The sequence below is a fragment of the Streptococcus oralis genome (genome assembly GCF_001578935.1).
Taxonomy (GTDB): Bacteria; Bacillota; Bacilli; order Lactobacillales; family Streptococcaceae; genus Streptococcus; species Streptococcus oralis_R.
Map to the genome: position 1 here is coordinate 170,710 of NZ_KQ969522.1, position 19,487 is coordinate 190,196.

At 39.4% G+C, this 19,487-nt stretch carries 14 protein-coding genes; all 14 read right to left on the minus strand.

From position 1 onward, the window contains the following. The coding region (locus tag SORDD15_RS10570; RefSeq protein WP_231097649.1) for a mucin-binding protein at positions 1-4,147 on the minus strand (4,147 nt) is incomplete at its 3' end. Positions 4,148-4,320: 173 nt separating this feature from the next. Next, positions 4,321-5,985 carry a DAK2 domain-containing protein gene (locus SORDD15_RS07200; RefSeq protein WP_061415962.1) on the minus strand — a complete coding sequence of 555 codons (1,665 nt, stop codon included), beginning with the start codon at positions 5,983-5,985 and terminating at the stop codon, positions 4,321-4,323. A 2-nt stretch (positions 5,986-5,987) separates the two neighbouring features. After that, positions 5,988-6,353 (minus strand): Asp23/Gls24 family envelope stress response protein, encoded by a 366-nt coding sequence (locus SORDD15_RS07205; RefSeq protein WP_000216434.1) that lies wholly within the window; start codon positions 6,351-6,353, stop codon positions 5,988-5,990. A 151-nt stretch (positions 6,354-6,504) separates the two neighbouring features. Continuing rightward, a complete protein-coding gene (gene rpmB, locus SORDD15_RS07210) occupies positions 6,505-6,693 on the minus strand; it encodes a 50S ribosomal protein L28 (RefSeq protein ID WP_001140948.1) in 189 nt (62 codons plus the stop codon). Between the two features lie 438 nt (positions 6,694-7,131). Then, a complete protein-coding gene (locus SORDD15_RS07215; protein WP_061415964.1) occupies positions 7,132-8,430 on the minus strand; it encodes an ISLre2 family transposase in 1,299 nt (432 codons plus the stop codon). Positions 8,431-8,551: 121 nt separating this feature from the next. Further along, positions 8,552-8,779 carry a hypothetical protein gene (locus SORDD15_RS07220; protein WP_000896112.1) on the minus strand — a complete coding sequence of 76 codons (228 nt, stop codon included), beginning with the start codon at positions 8,777-8,779 and terminating at the stop codon, positions 8,552-8,554. A gap of 52 nt (positions 8,780-8,831) precedes the next feature. Next, positions 8,832-9,638, minus strand: coding sequence for a ParA family protein (locus SORDD15_RS07225; RefSeq protein WP_061415966.1), 807 nt, complete (start codon positions 9,636-9,638; stop codon positions 8,832-8,834). A gap of 207 nt (positions 9,639-9,845) precedes the next feature. Then, positions 9,846-11,480, minus strand: coding sequence for a relaxase/mobilization nuclease domain-containing protein (locus SORDD15_RS07230; protein WP_061415968.1), 1,635 nt, complete (start codon positions 11,478-11,480; stop codon positions 9,846-9,848). After that, on the minus strand, positions 11,474-11,866 hold the full coding sequence (locus SORDD15_RS07235; RefSeq protein ID WP_061415970.1) for a plasmid mobilization protein: 393 nt from the start codon (positions 11,864-11,866) through the stop codon (positions 11,474-11,476). The genes SORDD15_RS07230 and SORDD15_RS07235 overlap by 7 nt, the downstream gene beginning before the upstream one ends. 217 nt (positions 11,867-12,083) lie before the next feature. After that, a complete protein-coding gene (locus SORDD15_RS07240; protein ID WP_061415971.1) occupies positions 12,084-12,500 on the minus strand; it encodes a hypothetical protein in 417 nt (138 codons plus the stop codon). A 70-nt stretch (positions 12,501-12,570) separates the two neighbouring features. Continuing rightward, on the minus strand, positions 12,571-16,896 hold the full coding sequence (locus SORDD15_RS07245; protein ID WP_061415973.1) for a PBECR4 domain-containing protein: 4,326 nt from the start codon (positions 16,894-16,896) through the stop codon (positions 12,571-12,573). Next, a complete protein-coding gene (locus tag SORDD15_RS07250; protein WP_061415975.1) occupies positions 16,887-17,150 on the minus strand; it encodes a hypothetical protein in 264 nt (87 codons plus the stop codon). The genes SORDD15_RS07245 and SORDD15_RS07250 overlap by 10 nt, the downstream gene beginning before the upstream one ends. A gap of 20 nt (positions 17,151-17,170) precedes the next feature. Continuing rightward, positions 17,171-18,970 (minus strand): VirD4-like conjugal transfer protein, CD1115 family, encoded by a 1,800-nt coding sequence (locus SORDD15_RS07255; protein WP_061415977.1) that lies wholly within the window; start codon positions 18,968-18,970, stop codon positions 17,171-17,173. Next, positions 18,967-19,485, minus strand: coding sequence for a DUF3801 domain-containing protein (locus SORDD15_RS07260; RefSeq protein ID WP_061415979.1), 519 nt, complete (start codon positions 19,483-19,485; stop codon positions 18,967-18,969). Before SORDD15_RS07260 ends, SORDD15_RS07255 begins: the two co-directional genes overlap by 4 nt. Positions 19,486-19,487 lie beyond the last annotated feature (2 nt).

Genomic DNA, 19,487 nt, shown 5'->3' on the forward strand with positions numbered 1-19,487 from the left:
CGAAGGCTGGCTCTATTGTTTCATCGATTGGAACCAATGGATCACCACCTTGGAAGGTTGGAGTACCTGTTTGTGGAACACCTTGAGGGCCTGTGCTGGTTGCGTTAGTGCTGGTTGGTATTACTCTCTCAACAACTGGGGTGTAGGTTGTTACAGCAGATTTTCCATTTTTATCCACCACCTCAACTTGGACTGGAGTTGCCGAACCATAGAAGGTTTTCAGTGGAGTAAAGACAATTGTTTTATTTACAAGATCTAATTCATATGTTCCTTGGTCGGCAATGGTTAGCGAAGTTACCTTTTGTCCATTCTCATCATAAAGAAAGACACTGCTTTGGACTAGTTCAACGGATTTCTTTGCTCCATTAATGGTTGTTGTCCCTTTTGTAAAGTGAACCTCACTCTCGCTTGCTCTATCCTCATCAAACTGAATCGTTGCTGCCTGCTTCTGCCCTTGAAGACCTTTAGATTTCGCTGCACTTGCTGAAGGTACAACTGGAAGTGGAACATAATACACCAACCTATCCCAAGAGAATTCTTTTTCCAACTCTTCATCCCTAGGATCATCCGCGTTCAATAAATATTCATCAAGAGCTCCTTCTCCCGACATTGTGTTTGCGTCAATATCCTCTCTTGGATAATAGCCAGGAATTTCAGGAGAAATCACTTGAGACCAAGTTTGGTCTGCAGACCAGGCTGAGTATGTCACACCTGCTGTCGCATCATTTGGTTGCCGTTTCGCCAAAACCTGATCAATTCTCTTCGTGCGAGTAAACGAATGAGTCTCAACATGTTTTGGAGGAAGGAGTGATAAATCAGAATGGTTTGTTTTTTTGAGATATTCATAATCAATTTCGCGAGTTCCACGAACAGTTTCGGTTAGTTCTGTAATCTTGTGTCTAAACTGAAACTTGAATTGTTTTGGATTAGCCGAATCACCAAAGGTATGATCTGTAAAATCGTTACGGATCAGTTCATATCCTGCATCTTCCAATTCCTTAATTCGACGAGCAGGATCATAAGAAATTGGTCCATTAGGTTTGCCTACAACTGTGTCTACCTGTCCTAGTTGCACTTCCTTAGACGAATCATTTACATCCACAAAGGTAAAACTTGCAGATGACAGTTTGGTCGACATTTGGATTGAAACATTATTGGACTCAGTGTACTTTGAACTGCCATTTGCCAGAGCCGAAGAAAGATAAGCCGTAGCACCTGGGGCAGTATCTTGCCCGATAACTGCTCCACCGATAGGAAACTGAACCCTACTTCCAGCAGCAACCGGAGCAGTCGAATGCCAACGAACTGCACGAATCTCTGACCAATCCGACACTTGGTCTGCTGTAAGCCATTGTGAAGCATTAATTTCTGCAGCAGTGCCCGCAGTACGACTATATTGAACTTCCCAGCCTGAAGGTGGTGTTAGAGCTTTTGTCAAACTAACTGTAAATTCAGAGCCACGATTTCTGGATTCTAGCTGTTTATCACCTTTCATCGGCAAGGATGACAAAACATAAACGTCTGAAACAGGCTGTTTCGCTGCGTTTTTATAAGTCACTCTGAAATCAATCTCATCGCCAGGATAGTGCTCTTGGGTATTATAGGCAAAGTGCTGATCTGTAGCTCTCTTCACTTCAGAGTAGACACCACTCGCTTCAGAAGCCTGTACGATCACATCGAAGTCATAAGAAACTGAATTTTTCGAGGTAACTGTAATGCCGTCGAGCTCCCCTAAGTCGTAGCCATTCTGAGCTTGAACGTCAGGAAGTTCCTCGTCCCAGAAAGCAATCGCTTTATAGGTATAAGTCCCATTTGGAATCGTCTTGTTTTCTAACTTCAAAAGTGTTGCAGGCATAGGGGAGTCTGGAGTCCCCTTTACTTGGGCATAGTAGAGAGTTTTCCCAGTATCTTTGTAATTATAATAAACCTTAAAATTAGGGTTTCCACTAAAGTTTAATTGTGGATCAGCCAAATAAGCCAGATGGTAAACTCCCGTCAAGTTTGCGAAGTTCTGAGTAGGGGTGTCTTTACCCGCAGTCCTTGTGATAAAATCTTCTTTAAAACCAGAAGCATCTGTGTGTCGATTAAAGACATCTGTCCGACGTCGTCCAATCATCGAAATTTGCTGGCTAACGCGCGTTAATTCGGCTGAGGCCGTTTGAGATAAGGAAACAGTGTTGCTAGTATTCTTAAAAGTGAAATCCGTTCTAGAATCCAACTTACTAATCGTCGAATCTTTATAAAGACTTTCCCAATTATTAAAACGTGTTTTGGTCTGGAAAACAAACATTGATGTATCATTTGTTGAGGACTTCCTCATCTTGATGTTTTTAAACTTGTACTCCAGTTCCTTCACATCTTGCTCTTCCGTCAATCGTAGACTACGGGTGTTACTATTAAAAGTCCCTAATAATTCACCTGTAGCTTTATTGTATACTTCTACAGATGCATCCGGTGAAGAGAAAAATTCATTCCAATAACGCTCCTCAATCGCATTGACTTCCCGATAAGACTCTCGTGAATCCTGTATTTTATGAGTAACAGTATAGTCATTGATAAGATAATCTTTTTCAACCTCTGCGACTGATGAAAGTCGAACATTAGAACGGTATTCTGTTTCACCATAGGAACGAATTATCTCCGAGTCAGACTGATTATAGTGTCTAAATTCAAAGAGAGAAGACTCTGGCTGATCAGTTTTTTGAACAAAGAGAGTATAGGGAAGAACAGCCGTATTTTGATAACTAGTCCCATCTGCTTTTGTATAGATACCCGTCACAGATAGGTTTTGCGCTTTTCTATTGATATCTGCTACTTTGGCATTCTTTAACTTGAAAGAAATTGGAATGAGCTTATTTTTATTGTTATTGATATCTTGAAGCGGATTGTTAGTTCTGTTAATCGTCAGATGGTAACCCGTCGCATCGGCAGTCCATCCCAAAGCTTTGGCTTCATCTGTCAATTCATAACCTTCTTTTAACTCTATATTATAGGTATAAGATGTGACAGGATCAATGATATTCCCCCCGACATCACTAATCCCCATACCATTGATCATACGACCATCAAAAACACCATTCCCATAGTTGAAGTAATCATTTCTTGCCGTATTATTCTTAGGATCTTTCGCACCATTAAATAGATAGTAGGATACAACCGACGAATCATCGTCAACGATACCATCATTGTTCCGATCGTAGCCAATGACCTGATTGTTAGACATTGGTGTCAGACCACCTACACCGTTTTCTAAGACTTTCCATGTGTGTTCAATACTTCCAAGTTCTTTGAGGACATTGCCATTTTTGTCATAGAGCTTAGCAGTTGCGGTCACCTTATGGTCTGGCCCAATGGCTTGGACAGCACCTCCCCAGTTATGCGTCAGAGGATCTATCTGAAAAGTATAGACTAAGTTATAGTTTGCTCCACCTCTCAGATTCACAGGTTCTATCTTTAAATCAAGATCCCCATTCGTTTTTTCTTGGCTGAACTTTACACCACCAACTGGAGAAGGGGTTAATTTAATAGCTTTCCCATTTTGGAAATGAATTTTGATATACCCGCCAGAATAGTCTGCTTCGTGTCCAGTAATACTAAAAGTCAAGGATTCACGAACACTATCTACAGCATGGATATCTTTGATTGGCGAATGAGCTTTAAATGCTGCATTGACTTCATCTAACGATCTCTTGCGTCTTGAAGACGTTTTCCCGCTAGAACCGCTTTCTTCCTTGCTTTTCTGCTCAGTTTGAGTTGATTCTAGAGATTGCTTTTTCTCCTCATCTAAAGAGGGCTGACTTTCCTCCTTCGCATTGTCAACTTGAGAAACTGGTTGACTCTGAGCGACTGGTGCAGAGACTTCTGTTTTGGACGGTTCAGCTTTATCCTTCAGGTCCTTAACTGCTTCGTTCTGTGTTACCTCTTTTTGAGGCTCAGAAATGACTTCCTGTCCATTCTCAGTATTTTTTTCCTTCTGTTGAATTTCCGCCTGCGTTTGTTGTTCCTTATTATTGACTTGAGCTTCATCTGCTCGAACTGGAGAAGTAGCCATCACCATAAAGGTTCCTAGCAATACCGAACAGGTCCCAACACTCAATTTCCGAATGGAAAATTTGGATAAAAATTGATGATAAAAATAACGTCCCATTATTACCTCGATGTTTATATTCATAGCATTTTTGTATTACTATTATACTTCATATAATCTGAGATAACAAACAAACTGCTTCTATATAATATGTTATAAAACTTACAAATTAAAGATATTTATATAAGCAAATTAAAAAGAGCCGATTTTTCGGCTCTTTCCTTCATTTTATTTTATTCCACACTGAAAAGATATGGATATACGGGTTGTTGACCTTGGTGAATCTCTACTTCAACATCTTCGAATTCTTCTGCGATTTCTTGGGCAATTTCATTGGCAAGTTCTTCGCTTCCGTCTTCACCGACATAGAAAGTCACGATTTCACTGTCTTCGTCCAACATATGTTTCAAGGTTTCTGTCAAAGTTTGGTGCATGTCAGGGTTTGACACGAGGATTTTCCCATCTACCATACCAAGATTATCATTTTCATGGATTTCTAAGCCATCAATCGTTGTATCACGCACAGCTGTTGTGACGCTTCCGCTAACGACATCGCCAAGAGCAGCTGTCATACGCTCTTGGTTTTCTTCGATTGACTTACTTGGATCAAAGGCAAGAAGACTGGTCAATCCTTGAGGAAGAGTACGTGCTTCTACTACAACAGCTTGTTGTTCAAGCACTTCAGCCGCAGACTGAGCTGCCATAAAGATATTTTTGTTGTTTGGCAAGAAGATAATATTACGAGCGTTGACCTGTTCAACAGCCTTGATAAAGTCTTCTGTTGAAGGGTTCATGGTTTGACCCCCTTCGATAACATAATCAACACCTTGAGAGCGGAAGATATCTGCTAGACCTTTACCAGCCACCACAGCAATCAAAGCATACTCTTTTTCTTCAGCTGGCTTGCTTTGGTTGGCTTCTTTTTCCACTTGGGCTTCGTGTTGGTTGCGCATGTTGTCAACCTTGACCTTAACCAAGCTACCGTACTTGAGACCTTCTTGCATAACAAGACCTGGATCTTCGGTATGGACATGGACTTTGACAATTTCATCATCATTGACAACGAGGAGAGAATCTCCAAGTTCATTCAAGTAGTTACGGAATTCGTCGTAGTCAAATTCCTTAGAATAAGTTGGACCTTGTTTGAGGGCTACCATGATCTCCGTACAGTAACCGAAGGTAATATCCTCAGTTGCCACATGCCCTGCTACAGACTTGTGGTGCTCTGCATTGATCATTTCACCCATGTTGGCAGGAGTCGCTACAAAGTCCTCAGACGCACTGTATTCACCAGTAAGGGCAGATAGGAATCCTTCGTAGATGAAGACCAAACCTTGACCACCTGAGTCTACCACACCAACTTCCTTAAGAACTGGAAGCATTTCTGGTGTCTTAGCCAAAGCTGCTTTTGCACCTTCCAAGGCTGCACGCATGACCTCAACAGCATCATCTGTCTCCTCGGCTTTTTTCTTAGCCCCAATAGCCGCTCCACGAGAAACTGTCAAAATGGTCCCTTCAACTGGTTTCATAACCGCTTTATAAGCTACTTCGACACCGGATTGGAAGGCAAGAGCCAAGTCTTGACCTGTTAATTCATCTTTTTCCTTGATAGCCTGAGAGAAGCCACGGAAGAGCTGAGATGTGATAACCCCTGAGTTCCCACGGGCACCCATCAAGAGACCTTTAGCAAGAATGCTCGCTACTTCTCCAACTGTAGAAGCAGGCTTATCTGCTACTTCTTTCGCACCATTTTCAATGGTCATTCCCATGTTTGTCCCAGTATCTCCATCTGGAACTGGAAAGACGTTCAATGAATTGACATATTCTGCTTGCTTATTCAAACGAGTTGATGCAGCTTGCACCATCTCTTGGAATAAACTGGTAGTAATTTTTGACACGATTATTCTCCTACAACTTTGATATTTTGAATGTAGACATTCACAGTCTGAGCAGTGATTCCTAGTTGATTTTCTAAACTAAAACGAACACGCTCTTGAATGTTTTTTGACACTTCGCTTATCTTTACTCCGTAGCTCAATACGGTATAAACATCAACTGCAATGCTACCATCTTCGGCTGCTTTTATAACAACACCCTTAGAATAATTTTCCTTACCAAGAAGGGCTTGGAAATTGTCTTTGAGGGCATTTTTACTAGCCATACCGACCACACCAAAAATCTCAGTTGCGGCACCACCTACTACGGTTGCAATCACTTCATCAGTCAGTTCGATTTGACCATCTTTTGTATTAATTTTTACAGTCATTTTTTTACCTCAACTAGTTGATACTCTATTTTATCATATTTCAGCCCAAGTGTAAAAGCAGAATGCTGTATCAGCGGATATTTACTCTATTTTTCAAATGATTTTATCTATAGAGCAAAAGAAAAAGACCTAAGCGGTCTTTTCATCTTTATTAAACGCGTTCAACTTTACCTGATTTCAAAGCACGAGCTGAAGCCCAAACTTTTTTAGGTTTACCATCGATAAGAACAGTAACTTTTTGAAGGTTTGGTTTTACGGCACGTTTTGTTTGGTTCATCGCGTGTGAACGGTTGTTTCCTGATACAGTCTTACGACCTGTAAAGTAACATACTTTAGCCATTGTGTTTTCCTCCTATTAGATCTAATATAGCGGATGTGCTAGCACCACATACCGTACTATGTTATCACACTTTCTTGAATTTATCAAGGGCCTAAACTATTTTGTTTGTGTCTAAATTTTTGGGAATAATTAAATATCCTTATAACTCAATAAGAAAGCGAGATTTTTCAGACAAAAAAAACTGGAAAAAGTTTCTCACTTTACCCCAGCCCTTGACTATATTGCACTATTTATGCTACAATATTGTTTGACTGATTAAGCAAAGTGTGTGTTTGTCTTAATCGGTGGTGTAGGAGTTGCTGCTTCTACACCTTTTTCGTTTTTATTTACTCTATTATTGTAACACATATTAGGCAAAAAAGCAACTGTTTTGTCTAAAAAACATGGCAAAAAGACCTCTAAAATTGCATTTTTTAGAGGATTTTCTTTACCTTTTCCTTACTTTCGCTTACGCCCTCGTTTTCGTATAACGGCTCCATGGGGACGGTGGTCAACAAGAAATCCTGCTCCTAAACGGCTCGCCCTATACTCCTCATACTCATTCCGCCAATCCCCGAAAAACAATTCGTATAGCTGATCTATTCGTTCAAGGAGTATCATCCTAGCCATAGTACAAGCTCCTTCAATAGACCAATACATCCCTCGATGTTTCATACGGTAGGTGACCTTTCTGTGTTGACTCTCCATTACCCCAATACCATGAGAGGACAAGCCTCGATGTTTAGGTGGTCTGGTATCCCCAAAATTTCTCAATAATTTTTTACGGAAATTGTAAAAGCTATCAAAAGCCTCCTGACTTTCTATAAGAGACTCTACTGTATCTAGTACGGTCTGAAGAAGGCTTCTCTGATGTGTCTGGATAGCCTTAAAAGCCAGATCAAGCAGTGTAGATGGGTACGGCTTCAGGAATCTTTTTAATTCTTCATTGACATGATAAGCATCCCAGAAATGCTCATGACGTTTAATCCGTAGAGCTTTCTTGATTTCTTGAAATACTCTTCGAGTATATCCTATACCATTGTCCGAGTTAGTGATAAGAAGAGTTCGATCAGTGATTTCAAAATGATTGTAGAGATAGTCTATCAATTCTTCCTTTGCTTGCTCATGGCTTGTATGGATAATTTCATGCTTATTCTCGAGTACATACCGATTTTTTCCAATCTTCTTCGCTCCCGTATGAATCAGAAAATGGGCTAAGTCTGTATTGTGTCGTTCATCGTTGCTTGATGTTGTCTTGACGAGCACACCATCTCCCTCCAGGTAGATTTTATCTGCCTGGATTTTTTTCGGTTGCTCATCACCTCTAAAAAGCCGATAGCGTTCCCTCTCTGAAAAGAGTCTACCTGCCATTTTTACAGACTTCAAAACAGCGTCCTTTGTTATCTCCAAGCGATAAGCCATCTTAACTGTTCGACAAACTTCACGATAGGATAAAACAGAAGCGTGTTTTGCCATGTGAAAAATCAACTCTGGAGAATAACGCATATACTTTTCTAAACCTAGCCACTCATCTACAGGATAACAGCTTTTCTTTCCCTTTCGCCAGCGATTCCTAGAAAAGGTCATCTCTCCAAATGTGAAGACAACTGTCCTCTCGGTACTGTCTATTCGTTTATACCCTTTCAGTCTCACGGAGGGAGCTATCTGCTCGTCATAATCTCTTACTCGCTTCAGGAATTGCTGCTCACGTTTGCGATCTAGTTCTGCGACAAATTCTTTTTCATCAAATCTAAACATACTCTCTATTGTACTGAAATCATGACTATATTGAAAACATCACAAACTTTCTGCAAGACTCTTTCAAAAATAAAAGCCTTCCCTTATTGGGAAGGTTGTTTGATTATAAATATAATTATATTTATAACGATAAACTTTCGATTAGTTTATCAAGATAATCTGATGCAGACTTTGCTCCAGCTGCTTTAGCAATTTTATCCAATTTTTTCCGATTGCTTGGTTTCAAAGTAAACTGAAATTGTTTCTTACGTTCAAAACTTTCAAAGCTGGCTACATCTGAAATCTGCTCAGGTTGATGGGTTGCTTCGATAATCTGCGAAATCTCTTTTTCTTTTGGTGTGAATGCCATGACAATCTCCTTCTAATTATATTTATAATTGTATTTGTGTTTATAAATATAATTATATTGTATCATAAATTTTTGAAAAAGTCTGCTCCAGCTCAGTGAAAAACTTTTTGTGTTTTTGATAAAGCTCAGGATTCTCCTTCATATCTGCAATAGAGATCTTATCAATCGTGGAATGATTGAATAACTCTTTTGCTGGTACAATTCCTAGAAGGTTATCTGTTCCTTTTTCTTTGGCTTCAAGTCCCAGGGCTTCCAGTAATTCTCTTGATGATCCATAGTTCGGTCGGATCATATTTGCTAAGAAATATAACTCAGCAGTGATGTATGATTCTCTTGTACGATAGTCAATTACATCCTTTCTGAATGCTTCTAACCGAGTTGATAAATTGAATTTGGCATTATAGCCAAACTCTGAAGGAGTCAAGGGACTAATAATAGCGTGACTGACCGCAACAGCATTTTTAGTAGCTGTTGCAAAGTCTGGTCTACAATCAATCAAGATATAGTCAAACTGATCCAACTTCTTCTTTTCGTAGTTATCCTCTAGCCAAAGATAAAGTAGCATATTTTTCTTATCGCTGTTCTCCAGATCTCGTTCCACCGTGTCAAGCTGAACTGAACCTGGAATTAGATTGATATTTTCCTTGACTTGCTTAATATCCACATCGCCACCTTTAAAAGCATTAGCAATCGTATTCTTGCTCTCGTAAATATTATAGCACTGGGTTAAATTACACTGATGGTCTAAGTCTATAAAGAGAATCTTATGCCCTTTCTTTGCCAGCCATTCCCCATAATTAAATGTTAAAGTTGTTTTCCCAACACCGCCCTTAATAGCAGCAAATGTGATAATCTTCATTTGATATCCTCCTGTTTTCTATACTTCTATTATACCATTATAATTATATTTGTCAATATGTTTATAATTATATTTATAATTATTTTCGCAATGAAGTTTCTCCTTCCTTTTCACCAGCAATTCCTAGAAAAGGTTCTCTTTCCAAATGTAAAGAGAACTGTTCTCTCTGTACTGAAATCATGACTAGATTGAAAACATCAGAAACTTCTACAAGACTTTTTCATCCTCAAATCGTCGGTCAACTTTCTCTTCACGACTACGCACCTGCTCCTTAATATCTCTATAATCTGTGTAATGTTTTAGAGTGTCGTCAAAGAACTCTTGTAAGGCTCCTTTTTCAATTTGGAATTGTTTAATCAGCTGACTGACATCTTCCAGTCCCATATCTTTTGGAACTCCTAAATCATCCAATAGTTGTACCGCCGCAAGACTATTTTCTGGAGATTGCTGGATGGCTAAAAGTGCTCCTTCAATTTTATGATAACGTCCAAGTCGCTCATCTAGCTGTCTTAATTCCTCTTGGGTAGCCTCTATCTTTTCATTAAAGCACTTCTCCAAATGTTGAAATTGTGTTCCATCTGTCACGCCGTGCTCGACTAAGAAATTATATTCCTTAATCAGTTCACGCATAGAGGAAATTTGAGCGTTTTTAGTTACAAGTGTTTCTCCATTTTGTTTGGCCAATTGCCTTGCGACAGTCAAGCCCATCATGTACCGATTTTTTTGTGATTGATCTGGATTGAGAAAATAAAAATAGTCTTTCTCTTTGATATAGATGGTATAATTTCCATCCTCATTTTTATCAACTTTATGAGAAGGTATTAAAATGGTACCACTATTTAAAGCTCCCATATCCATCTGCACGTAAATGCCTTGCTTGCTTTCTTGCTCGACCTGCCAGGATTCCACTTCCAATTTCAATTCAAAATCATTTGCCGTCTTTTCTTTTGATTCTTGATATTGTTCTTTCAATTCCTCCACATCAAAAACTAACTGATTCTTAGAAATTCTCTCTTTTATTTTTTCAAGAGAATAAAGTCCCTTCTTTGATAATGTATCATCTCGGACATTTCTTTGTTGTGGCTGATCAAGCAATTTATACTTCACAAATTTACCAGAGAAATCGATCTGAAGATCAAGAGCAGCTGCCTTTTGTTTAAAATCTTCCAACGACAAAGAGTGCTTCAGAAGAAAATCCAGACGTTCCTTAATTTCAAACCGATAATTATTTTGTCTACGCCAAGCAGAATACTTTGTGTAGGAATTTTTCATTGTAGGCTCAATGATTTTAGCGCCATACCGTGTCGCATGTTTGTCCGAAATGGCTCTCAAATTTTTCAGGGTTTTCTTTTCCCAACGAAATTTCTTGAGCGTTGAGGTATTGGTGGTATTGAGTATGATGTGATTATGAAGATGATCTTTGTCCGTGTGTGTTGCGATCACAAACTCATAATTTCCACCTGTCAATTCTAACATCGTTTGACGGCCAATTTCATGAACTTGCTCAGGAGTCAAGTTATCATCTGGAGAAAAAGACTGGATAATGTGATGGGCCAATACTTGTTTTCCTGAAGATAATTCTTTCAAGTCGTCATCTCCTTTTTTAAAGGCTGCAGCCAATTTTGTCATGACCATTTCTTCATCTGCTACACTAAAATCAGAAATCCCATTGCCAGATACTAGCTTCATTTGAAGTTCACCATTATGATAGACAAGAGGAAAATCAAGATCACTTTCTGCAGTTCCTGATACAAGAGTTTTCGCTTCATTTAGAATATAATTAACAGCTCTCTTCAAATTAGCTGGTGTTTTAATTTGAGTTGGAGATTTAATAACTACCATTCTTCTATATCACTCCTTATCGTTCGTTTCCGTTCCTGTAGACTCTGTTTTTCTGCGCTAGAAAGTTTGGCAGCTACCATCTCTTTCAACTCAGATAGATAACCAATAACTTGTGCCACTTCCTCTGTCGTAACCCCTTGATTTTCGTTAGCATGCTTGGCAATTTGGTTAATGTTTGTACCAACTCGATTGATGGCAACTCGAAGGTCTTTCAATTCAGAAAAATCAATTTGCACCACCTTGCCTTGCACCAGTTGATTCTTCGCATAGTATTGAAATGAGGGAACTCCCATTTGGGCCATCGCTGTTTTAATTTGACGATCTTCCTCTGGTGTTAATCGTATCAATTTTTGTATATAGCGTTTTCTATTTTCTTGTTTCTGCATTGTTTTCTCATCCTCTTTCTCTCAAAGGCTCTGGCATTTTCTGACCAGGCATCAACCCCCAACTTCCTTCCGGCAAGCGTAGCAAATGGATATCCATTTGCGAAATTTAAAAAAATCAGAGAAGGAGAACCTTGTAGTTTTCCTTCTTGATTTTCTCAGTTTTGGGGAAACCCCCAAGCCCCTTTTCTATATCTTTTGGAGTACAGCTTCTAACATTTTATCGTAACCAACTAAAGATGTTTTTGAAAATAGATGATTGCTTATCACTATTTTCTATATTTTTTTCTTCCTGACCTTGTAACTTTTCAGCTAGGACAGAAAGTTGTTGAGTAGTTAGAGGCTGGAAAATAGACTGCCCAATTTGTATTTCAGTCAGTAAGATTTTTTCTGTGAGTACAGCTTGAAATTCTTCGTCTGTAATCATCTTGAGTAGCTCAATATTTTCTTCTTCCCACTCCCAAAGAGCAGGATCTCCTTCAGGTAGTTGAGACTGTTCTTCCTCTAGTTGCTCCAGAATTTTTTGACGAGTCAAGTCTCTAGCATTTGGTGATACTCCTACAACTCTGTCTCCATCCATGATTGGAATAAAGTCTGAAAGGATGATAATCAGTTGTTCTTCTTGTTCATTAGTCATGAGTGTTGTCCTCCTTGATGATGATTTGTTTTTAATTTGACCTTGGGTTTATTTTGGGTGTCCCGTTCGGTCATTTCGAGAAACCCTTCTCTTTTTTTGATTGTGCATCTGCTTTCAACTCCTGCTTGTGTTCTTCGACAGCTTGCTTGCTCTGATCTTTAAACTTCTCCAGTTTTTGTTCAAAACTGCGCTTCGTTTGTTTCTCCTGACTCAATCTTAATTGTTCCAATGCTTGATCCATCCGAACCATTAAACTTTTAGCTTCTTGTTGGACAATATCCAACTGTGCTTCTAAATCAGCAAGTGTCTCTTTGTCAGCAGACCAGCCAGATAGATAGTTAAAGGAATACTCTGACGTATCAATACCGTAGTATGAAGAAACAACATAAGCGACACTTTCAGCCTGGAGTTCAGCTGTGCTTCTAGTCAGATTTTCCTTCTGAGGATTGTCTGCATGATGCAACTCTGCATGAGCCATTTCATGTAAGAAAGTTTTAATAATTTGAGCCTTGTTCATCTCATTACTACGTAAAACAATTTGATTTTCTGGGACAGAATAATATCCATGTTTATTATTTTCCATCTCCTCAAATCGAACCGATACATCATTTTCTTTCGCAATAGCCATCAGGGCACGGTAAAGATTTGCATAGTCCAAATCAGTCAGCTGCTCTTTAACTTCTGCTGCTTTTGGCATCTCCTTTCCTTCTGTCTGACTAACATCAAAGACTGGCACTAAACCAAAGAATGTAACTGTTTCTGGTTTCCCATTTTTATCCAATATTGGTTGGTTATTCTCATCCTTTTTGATCTTCGTCATAGGCTTAAAAATACGTAAAGCCTTCTCGCCTTTTTTCACATAGCGGCCAAAGTTTTCTTTCCACTGCTTGAAAGAAGCTACTTGCCTTGCTTCAGGATTTTGTGCAAGAATTAAGCGTAGGTTGCGATTAGAATAATTATTTAGTTGGCTCATTTTCGTTAGATAGTCTTTGTACTTATCTGAGTCCAGAAACTCCTTAATTCCTTCTTTGAGATGACGACTTAATCCTGCCATATCTTTATTCTGAATAAAATCTGCGACTGCAAGACTACCAGCTGCTAAAACAACTTCATCCGCTTGTAGACTCTCCTCGCCCTCTGGTTTAGAACCTGGCTTCGATCTAAAATCATACGGATTCGTTCCCTGAAGCAACTCCTCCTCATCAGGAACACCGTCAGCATCCGCATCACGTTCCAACTCCTGCTTGTTGTAGCCTTGTTCTTCTAGTTTGATTTCTTCCTCTTGTGATTTCTCAAATTCTTCTCGAACTGTGGAGATCGTTTGTTCAACTTTTTCTGATAAACCTTTGATTTCTTTTTGCCATTTTTCTACAAGAGCTACTTGTTCCAACGGAGAGTCCTTGACTCCCAACTTCTCAAACCAAGCAGATAGATTTTCGACCTCAACACTATCCATTCCATCAAAAGAGATAAATCCAAGACGACCATCATGACTACTATCTGTAAATCCAATTGGACTATTTTCCAAATCTCCAAACGGTAGTTGGGATAGAAGTTGATCTGCGTAAAGAGTATCTTCTAAAGCGTAACTGAACTGAGAAATATCTAACTCACTCGCCAATCTCTCCAGATGATACGGAGTGAATATGGCCCCATCTATCTTCATCAATTCTGGGTACTCTCTCATTTCTCGTGTACCAAGTCTTTCTTTATGAGCGATGGGGTTAATCTCCTCACCGATATTGTAACGGATGCTATCCTGAATCAGTTCACCATCGGGAGCGTAGATACTAAACTGGATCTTAGTTGGAGAGATATAGGCTTCTGGATGACCACCAGTCACTTGTTTTAGCCCTTCCTGATATAGCTGATAGAAGCTCTGGTTGGCCTTGTAAAGCTCTCTAGCAAAATCTTGATAAGATATCAGCTCTGTTTCTTTAAAGGGCAATTTAGGCCCATCGGGGCGCTCCTCAGCCCATTGAAGGCGTACATGGTAGTTCTCCTTATAGATATGATCTTGTTTCCACTCTTTATAAAAGTCTGAATTTGTATCCAGGAGATTATCTTCTCCAGCTGCAGCAACAATCTGATCAAATTTATCATTGTGTTGCTTCGCATAGTCAAGATACTGATTCCAGGCTTGATGAAATTCTTTTGGAGTTTTTGAAATGTCACCTGGCACACCTAAATTATAGACAGTATCTAAGACTTGAGTAAACGTAGCCGAATCAAGTAGGGGGCTATTCAGTGTGTTCTCTAGCGTTGTTTGTTCAATTTCTTTAGAAACTTCTTCAAACTGCTTATTCTTCAAAACTGACAGCATTTCTGCACCTTTGTCTTTAACATACTCTTCATTGATTGAAAGTTGCTCAATGTGGCCATCTCTTTCTCTATAAACACCAAGAATGATCTTTTCATCCAACGATTTAACATTAGTTGCAAGCTCTCCCTTGAGTTTCATAAGAGAGGCTGGAATTTTTTCATCTCCGATATCTTTAAAAAGTAGTAAGAAATCTTCATCTTTTGCTTTAATAGCTTCACTCATATTGAGATTGTGAAGCTTTTCAACACTGCTCAAATCATCTAAAACAAAAGAATGTGGATCTAAAATATCACGCAACATAGGAAGAACCTGCAATTTATCCTTAATTGCATTACTAATCAACATACCGTCATAATGCCCCTGACCATTGGCAATATCATCTAGGAAATTTGCTGCCCCCTTTCCCTCTTCAAAAGGTCTGATCCCTGAAAGATGGATAAAGTTATCCTTTTGAAAAGTCACCTGAAGCACATTCTTCTCTCCATGATCCGCATAAACAAAGCTGATCTTACTGTCAGCCAGTTCATTTAAATACCAGGAAGCTGTACTTTGGATAGACGGCGCATATTGATTTAATCGTCTTAAATCCGCTGGTGTAATCGGATGATAATTCGCTGTTCTCCGTTGCACTTTATCATAATTTGTGCTAAACTGTAAGTAAGGATAGGATGATGTCGGGTGACTGGTAACAGTTTGCTCAAAGGTACTTGTTTCAAGTACAGGTGAGGTACTGCCTTCAGCTTTAGGCTGTAAAGAACCCGTGCCACCACTGGTCCTATCATTCATTTGCTCCTGAGAGTTCTCAGGAGCTTTTTCTGTGCTCTGAATTTGTTTTTTAGGCTCCCTACCATCTCCAAGAGGATTGGAAGGTTTTTCATAGGTCACTGTTTTGTCCGAATCAATAACCATTTGTTTTCTAGGCTCTACTGAAAAACCTATATTATTCCAGTTTTCCTTCAACCATGTTGCATCTTCAGGAGAAAGGTGGCTGGTATCAGGAAAGTGACTTGATGATTGAATTTCCTCAGCCTTTTCCAGTTGCTTGGTCTGCTTCAGAATCTCATTCCAGTCTGTCTTCTCCTGGCCTTCACGTTTTGGTGGTCTTGCATCGATAACTGGGATTTTCTTCTCCCGTAGTTTGGTAATAAAGTCTGTACCTGCTTTATCGTGATCAACTGCCAGCGTGATGAGATCATCATATTTGTGATCTTGGAAAAGTGTGGATGTTTCCGCTGCAACAGATAAAAATTTAGAGGTACGTGTTAACTCACTAGCCTTGGTATAATCCCTTTCATCCATCGCAATCTCCCCTCGCTCCTGCAGAATTTCAAGAACATAGTGAGACAAAACTCCCTCTTTTAATCCTTCCATCGCAACCAGTCGAACATCGTTTAATTCGCCCTTATGAAGTTCATAATAGCTCATAAGGTCAATTGGTGCCTCTGTCACAATTAAACGCTCAGGAGAGCCTATAGAAACGTTTAAGCCACTAATAGCCTCTGATAGATACATGATTTGTTTCAAGTAGCCCTTACCTGGATGACGTTCTTGATCAGGAACAAGTCCCTGAAGGCTCGCACCTACCAGTTGCTGATTTCTGTCCAAGTATTTAAAAACCAAGACATCTTCTATAACACCATCTTTATCCTTACGTTTAGCTTGGGCTAATACTCCCTTTTCCAGGAAGAAGTCGATTGTATCATCAGAGAGACCTCTAATCTCCTTGAGATAGGATCTCGCCTCCACAAATGGTTGTTCGTAAGGGGCTAGTGTATAATTGAAAGGTTTACGTTCTTCCTCTACTGGTTTTGCTTCAGGAAAGGAACCTGTCTCTAAGAATACCATGGCTTCCTTATAGCTGACATTTCGCATTTCTTGGACAAGGTTGATGGTGTCCCCATACTTATCTGCTTGTGAATACCAATGCCAGGTATTCTTCACAGTATCAATCTTAAACGAGTCATGATCAGCCCAATAATACTCTCGATGTGACTTTCGCTTCATCTCCATTCCAAGGCTACGAGCTACTTCTAAAATATCCAGCGATTTTGCCTGTGCTTTTGTTAAAGGCATACTCTTTCCTCCTCTACTAATTCCTTAAATAAAAGATATCCTTCAGGAGTTGCATCTAGTTCACTAACAACTATTGGATCTTCCTGACTCGTTGTTACAAAAAGATGAGGAGCTAATTGATAGAAAGTCTCCTCATCTGCCTGTTTAAATAGTTTCCAAATAGCATAACGTTCTGTAGCTAAATTTTCTGGCTTTAGTGCTAAAACTTGTGAGATACTCTCCATGTATCCTAATTGTATTTTTGGTGTTTCCATCCTATTGTCCTTTCTATATGTTAGGCCACGAATAACTCTTTTAGCTGCGGAGTCAAATCGCTGGCATATAGAAGCAAGCCATCGATATCTGTCCCTTTTCGAGTATATTCGTACCAGTTTTCTTTGTCTTCAGGGGAACTTGCAATCTCATCTTTTCGAGGATGATCATAGACACTTGCTTTTTTATCTCTGAAGACATTTTGTTTAGAAATAAAGACCAATCCTTCTTCTACCCCAATTCTTGCGACTTCATCTGGAGTTAGAAGAGGACGACCCTGAATTTGTTTGTTTTCACTTGATGATCCGTTCCGATAACTATGCGATTTTGAAGTGGATCGAGTGCGTATCGTCTGCTTACCTGACCTTGTAGAATAGTATTCCATCGTATCCTTGTCATTGGTTCCTAAAAATAGGTGAGTAGCACAGTTATTAAAGATTGTCTTCCAATCGCTTTTATATAGTGATTCTAGCTGATTGACAGCTTGAATGATAATCTTAATAGACATCTCACGACTACGAATAGAAGAGAGAACCTGGGCGAAGTTTGGAATACGGCCAATTTGTGCAAACTCATCGAAGATAAACTGAATGTGGCGAAGATTTTTTCTGCCGTAGCCAGGTACTTTCCCTTGCAGGATATCATCAGCCTTATGTGTGAGCACCTCAAAACCAATCGCAAACAAGATTGAGGAAAGAAAATTAAAGGCGTTATTGGTTTCAGGAATCGCAATAAAAACAGCTGTCTTTTTCGTATTCCAGGTATCCATTTCCATAGTATCTTCACTGATCAAGTTTCGTACATCTTCATGGTCAAAGATAGAATAGCGAGAAGACAAAATCGCTACCACACTGTTTCTTGTCTCACCTCTGAAGTTTTGGAATAATTTCCACTGTTTATAAGCATAGTTGTTAGGTTGATGTTCGTTCAGTTCTTCAAACATCTGCTCGACAGGGCTTGGGACATCTGGATCCTCTCGGTACATATTTCTTAATAGATCCGCAACGTGACCTAGGTTTGGCATATATAACTGGACTCCTGTTTCAGGATCCTTAGAGTCAAAATAGAGATAACCAATCAATGCACGTTGCAGCATCAACTCTGCTTGAACCCAGAAGTCTTCTCCAGTATGCTCACTCTTCTTCGTTCCCTCAGTAATCGCTTCAGAGATACGATCAATATCTAGCTCGGATTTCATGTAATGAAAAGGATTAAACCGATCTGAATTCTTGAGACGAATCAAATCAAAGATTTTAACAGCATAGCCAGCTTTCTCAAGCATCTTCCCAACTTCATGTACCAGGTTTCCTTTAGGATCCGTCACAACAAAGTTTGAGTTCATCTGCATTAAATTTGGCAATACAAACGTAAAGGTTTTACCGTCTCCTGGAAGACCAATGACAATCACATTTTTATTGAGTTGCACATTGTAGGCTAAGCGAAAGTTAAATAGTCCCATTTTGACCTGTTTTGAAAAAATCATATTCTTCTCAAAATCAACGTCTTCAAACCGTCTCATTTCCTTCAAAGTCGCAAAACGAGCACTACCTTGTTCTTCTCCCTGACGATATAAATTCTTATCCATAGAAGCATAGACAAGCATAGGGAGACCAAATCCAATCAACCCTGCATATAAGGCTCCTGAATCAAAGAAAACACCAAAAGAGAAGCGTTCCCAGTGTTCTAGCAACCAACGAAGTCGCAACATTCCCATGAAAGGTACTGCTGCAGTCGAAAGTTGGTAGTAATGGTAAAAGGACTGGAAAATAACAAATGAAAATAGCCCCACCACCAGGTAGGGCCATATAGGTTTTCTAATCATCGTGTCTTCTCCTTCCCAATCTCCTTCGTAACAACTGGCATCATTCCTTTATAGACCTTATTTGTCTTATAGTAATTGATTTTATCTTCAGGAGTCATTTCATGTGGTTTCTTCAGCACCTTTTTCGCAAAGTCTTCCAATTTTTCTGGACTTTTCGTGATGTCTGCCAACATATCTTTGAGAGCCTTTTCTACCAGGGGACGATTTTTTGTTTCAAAGAAGAGATAGGTTGTATCATCTTTTTGATGATAGGTAAAACCTACCTTATACTCCTCCAGGTAATGCTTCAACTTAGCCAAGTGAACTTCACTATTTAATAACTTCTCGACATCTTTTTTTGATTTTGTGGCCATAAAGTCATTAAAACGTGTCTCCCCTTCAAAAGTTCGATTTGCCGCCTTATGTTGTTTCTTGTCATAATGGGCTTTTGCGAGGGCATACAGAGCTTGTATCGTCATCTCCAGGGTAACTTTTCCTTTTAAAGCCAGAGAATGACTGACTTTTTCTTGATCCATGT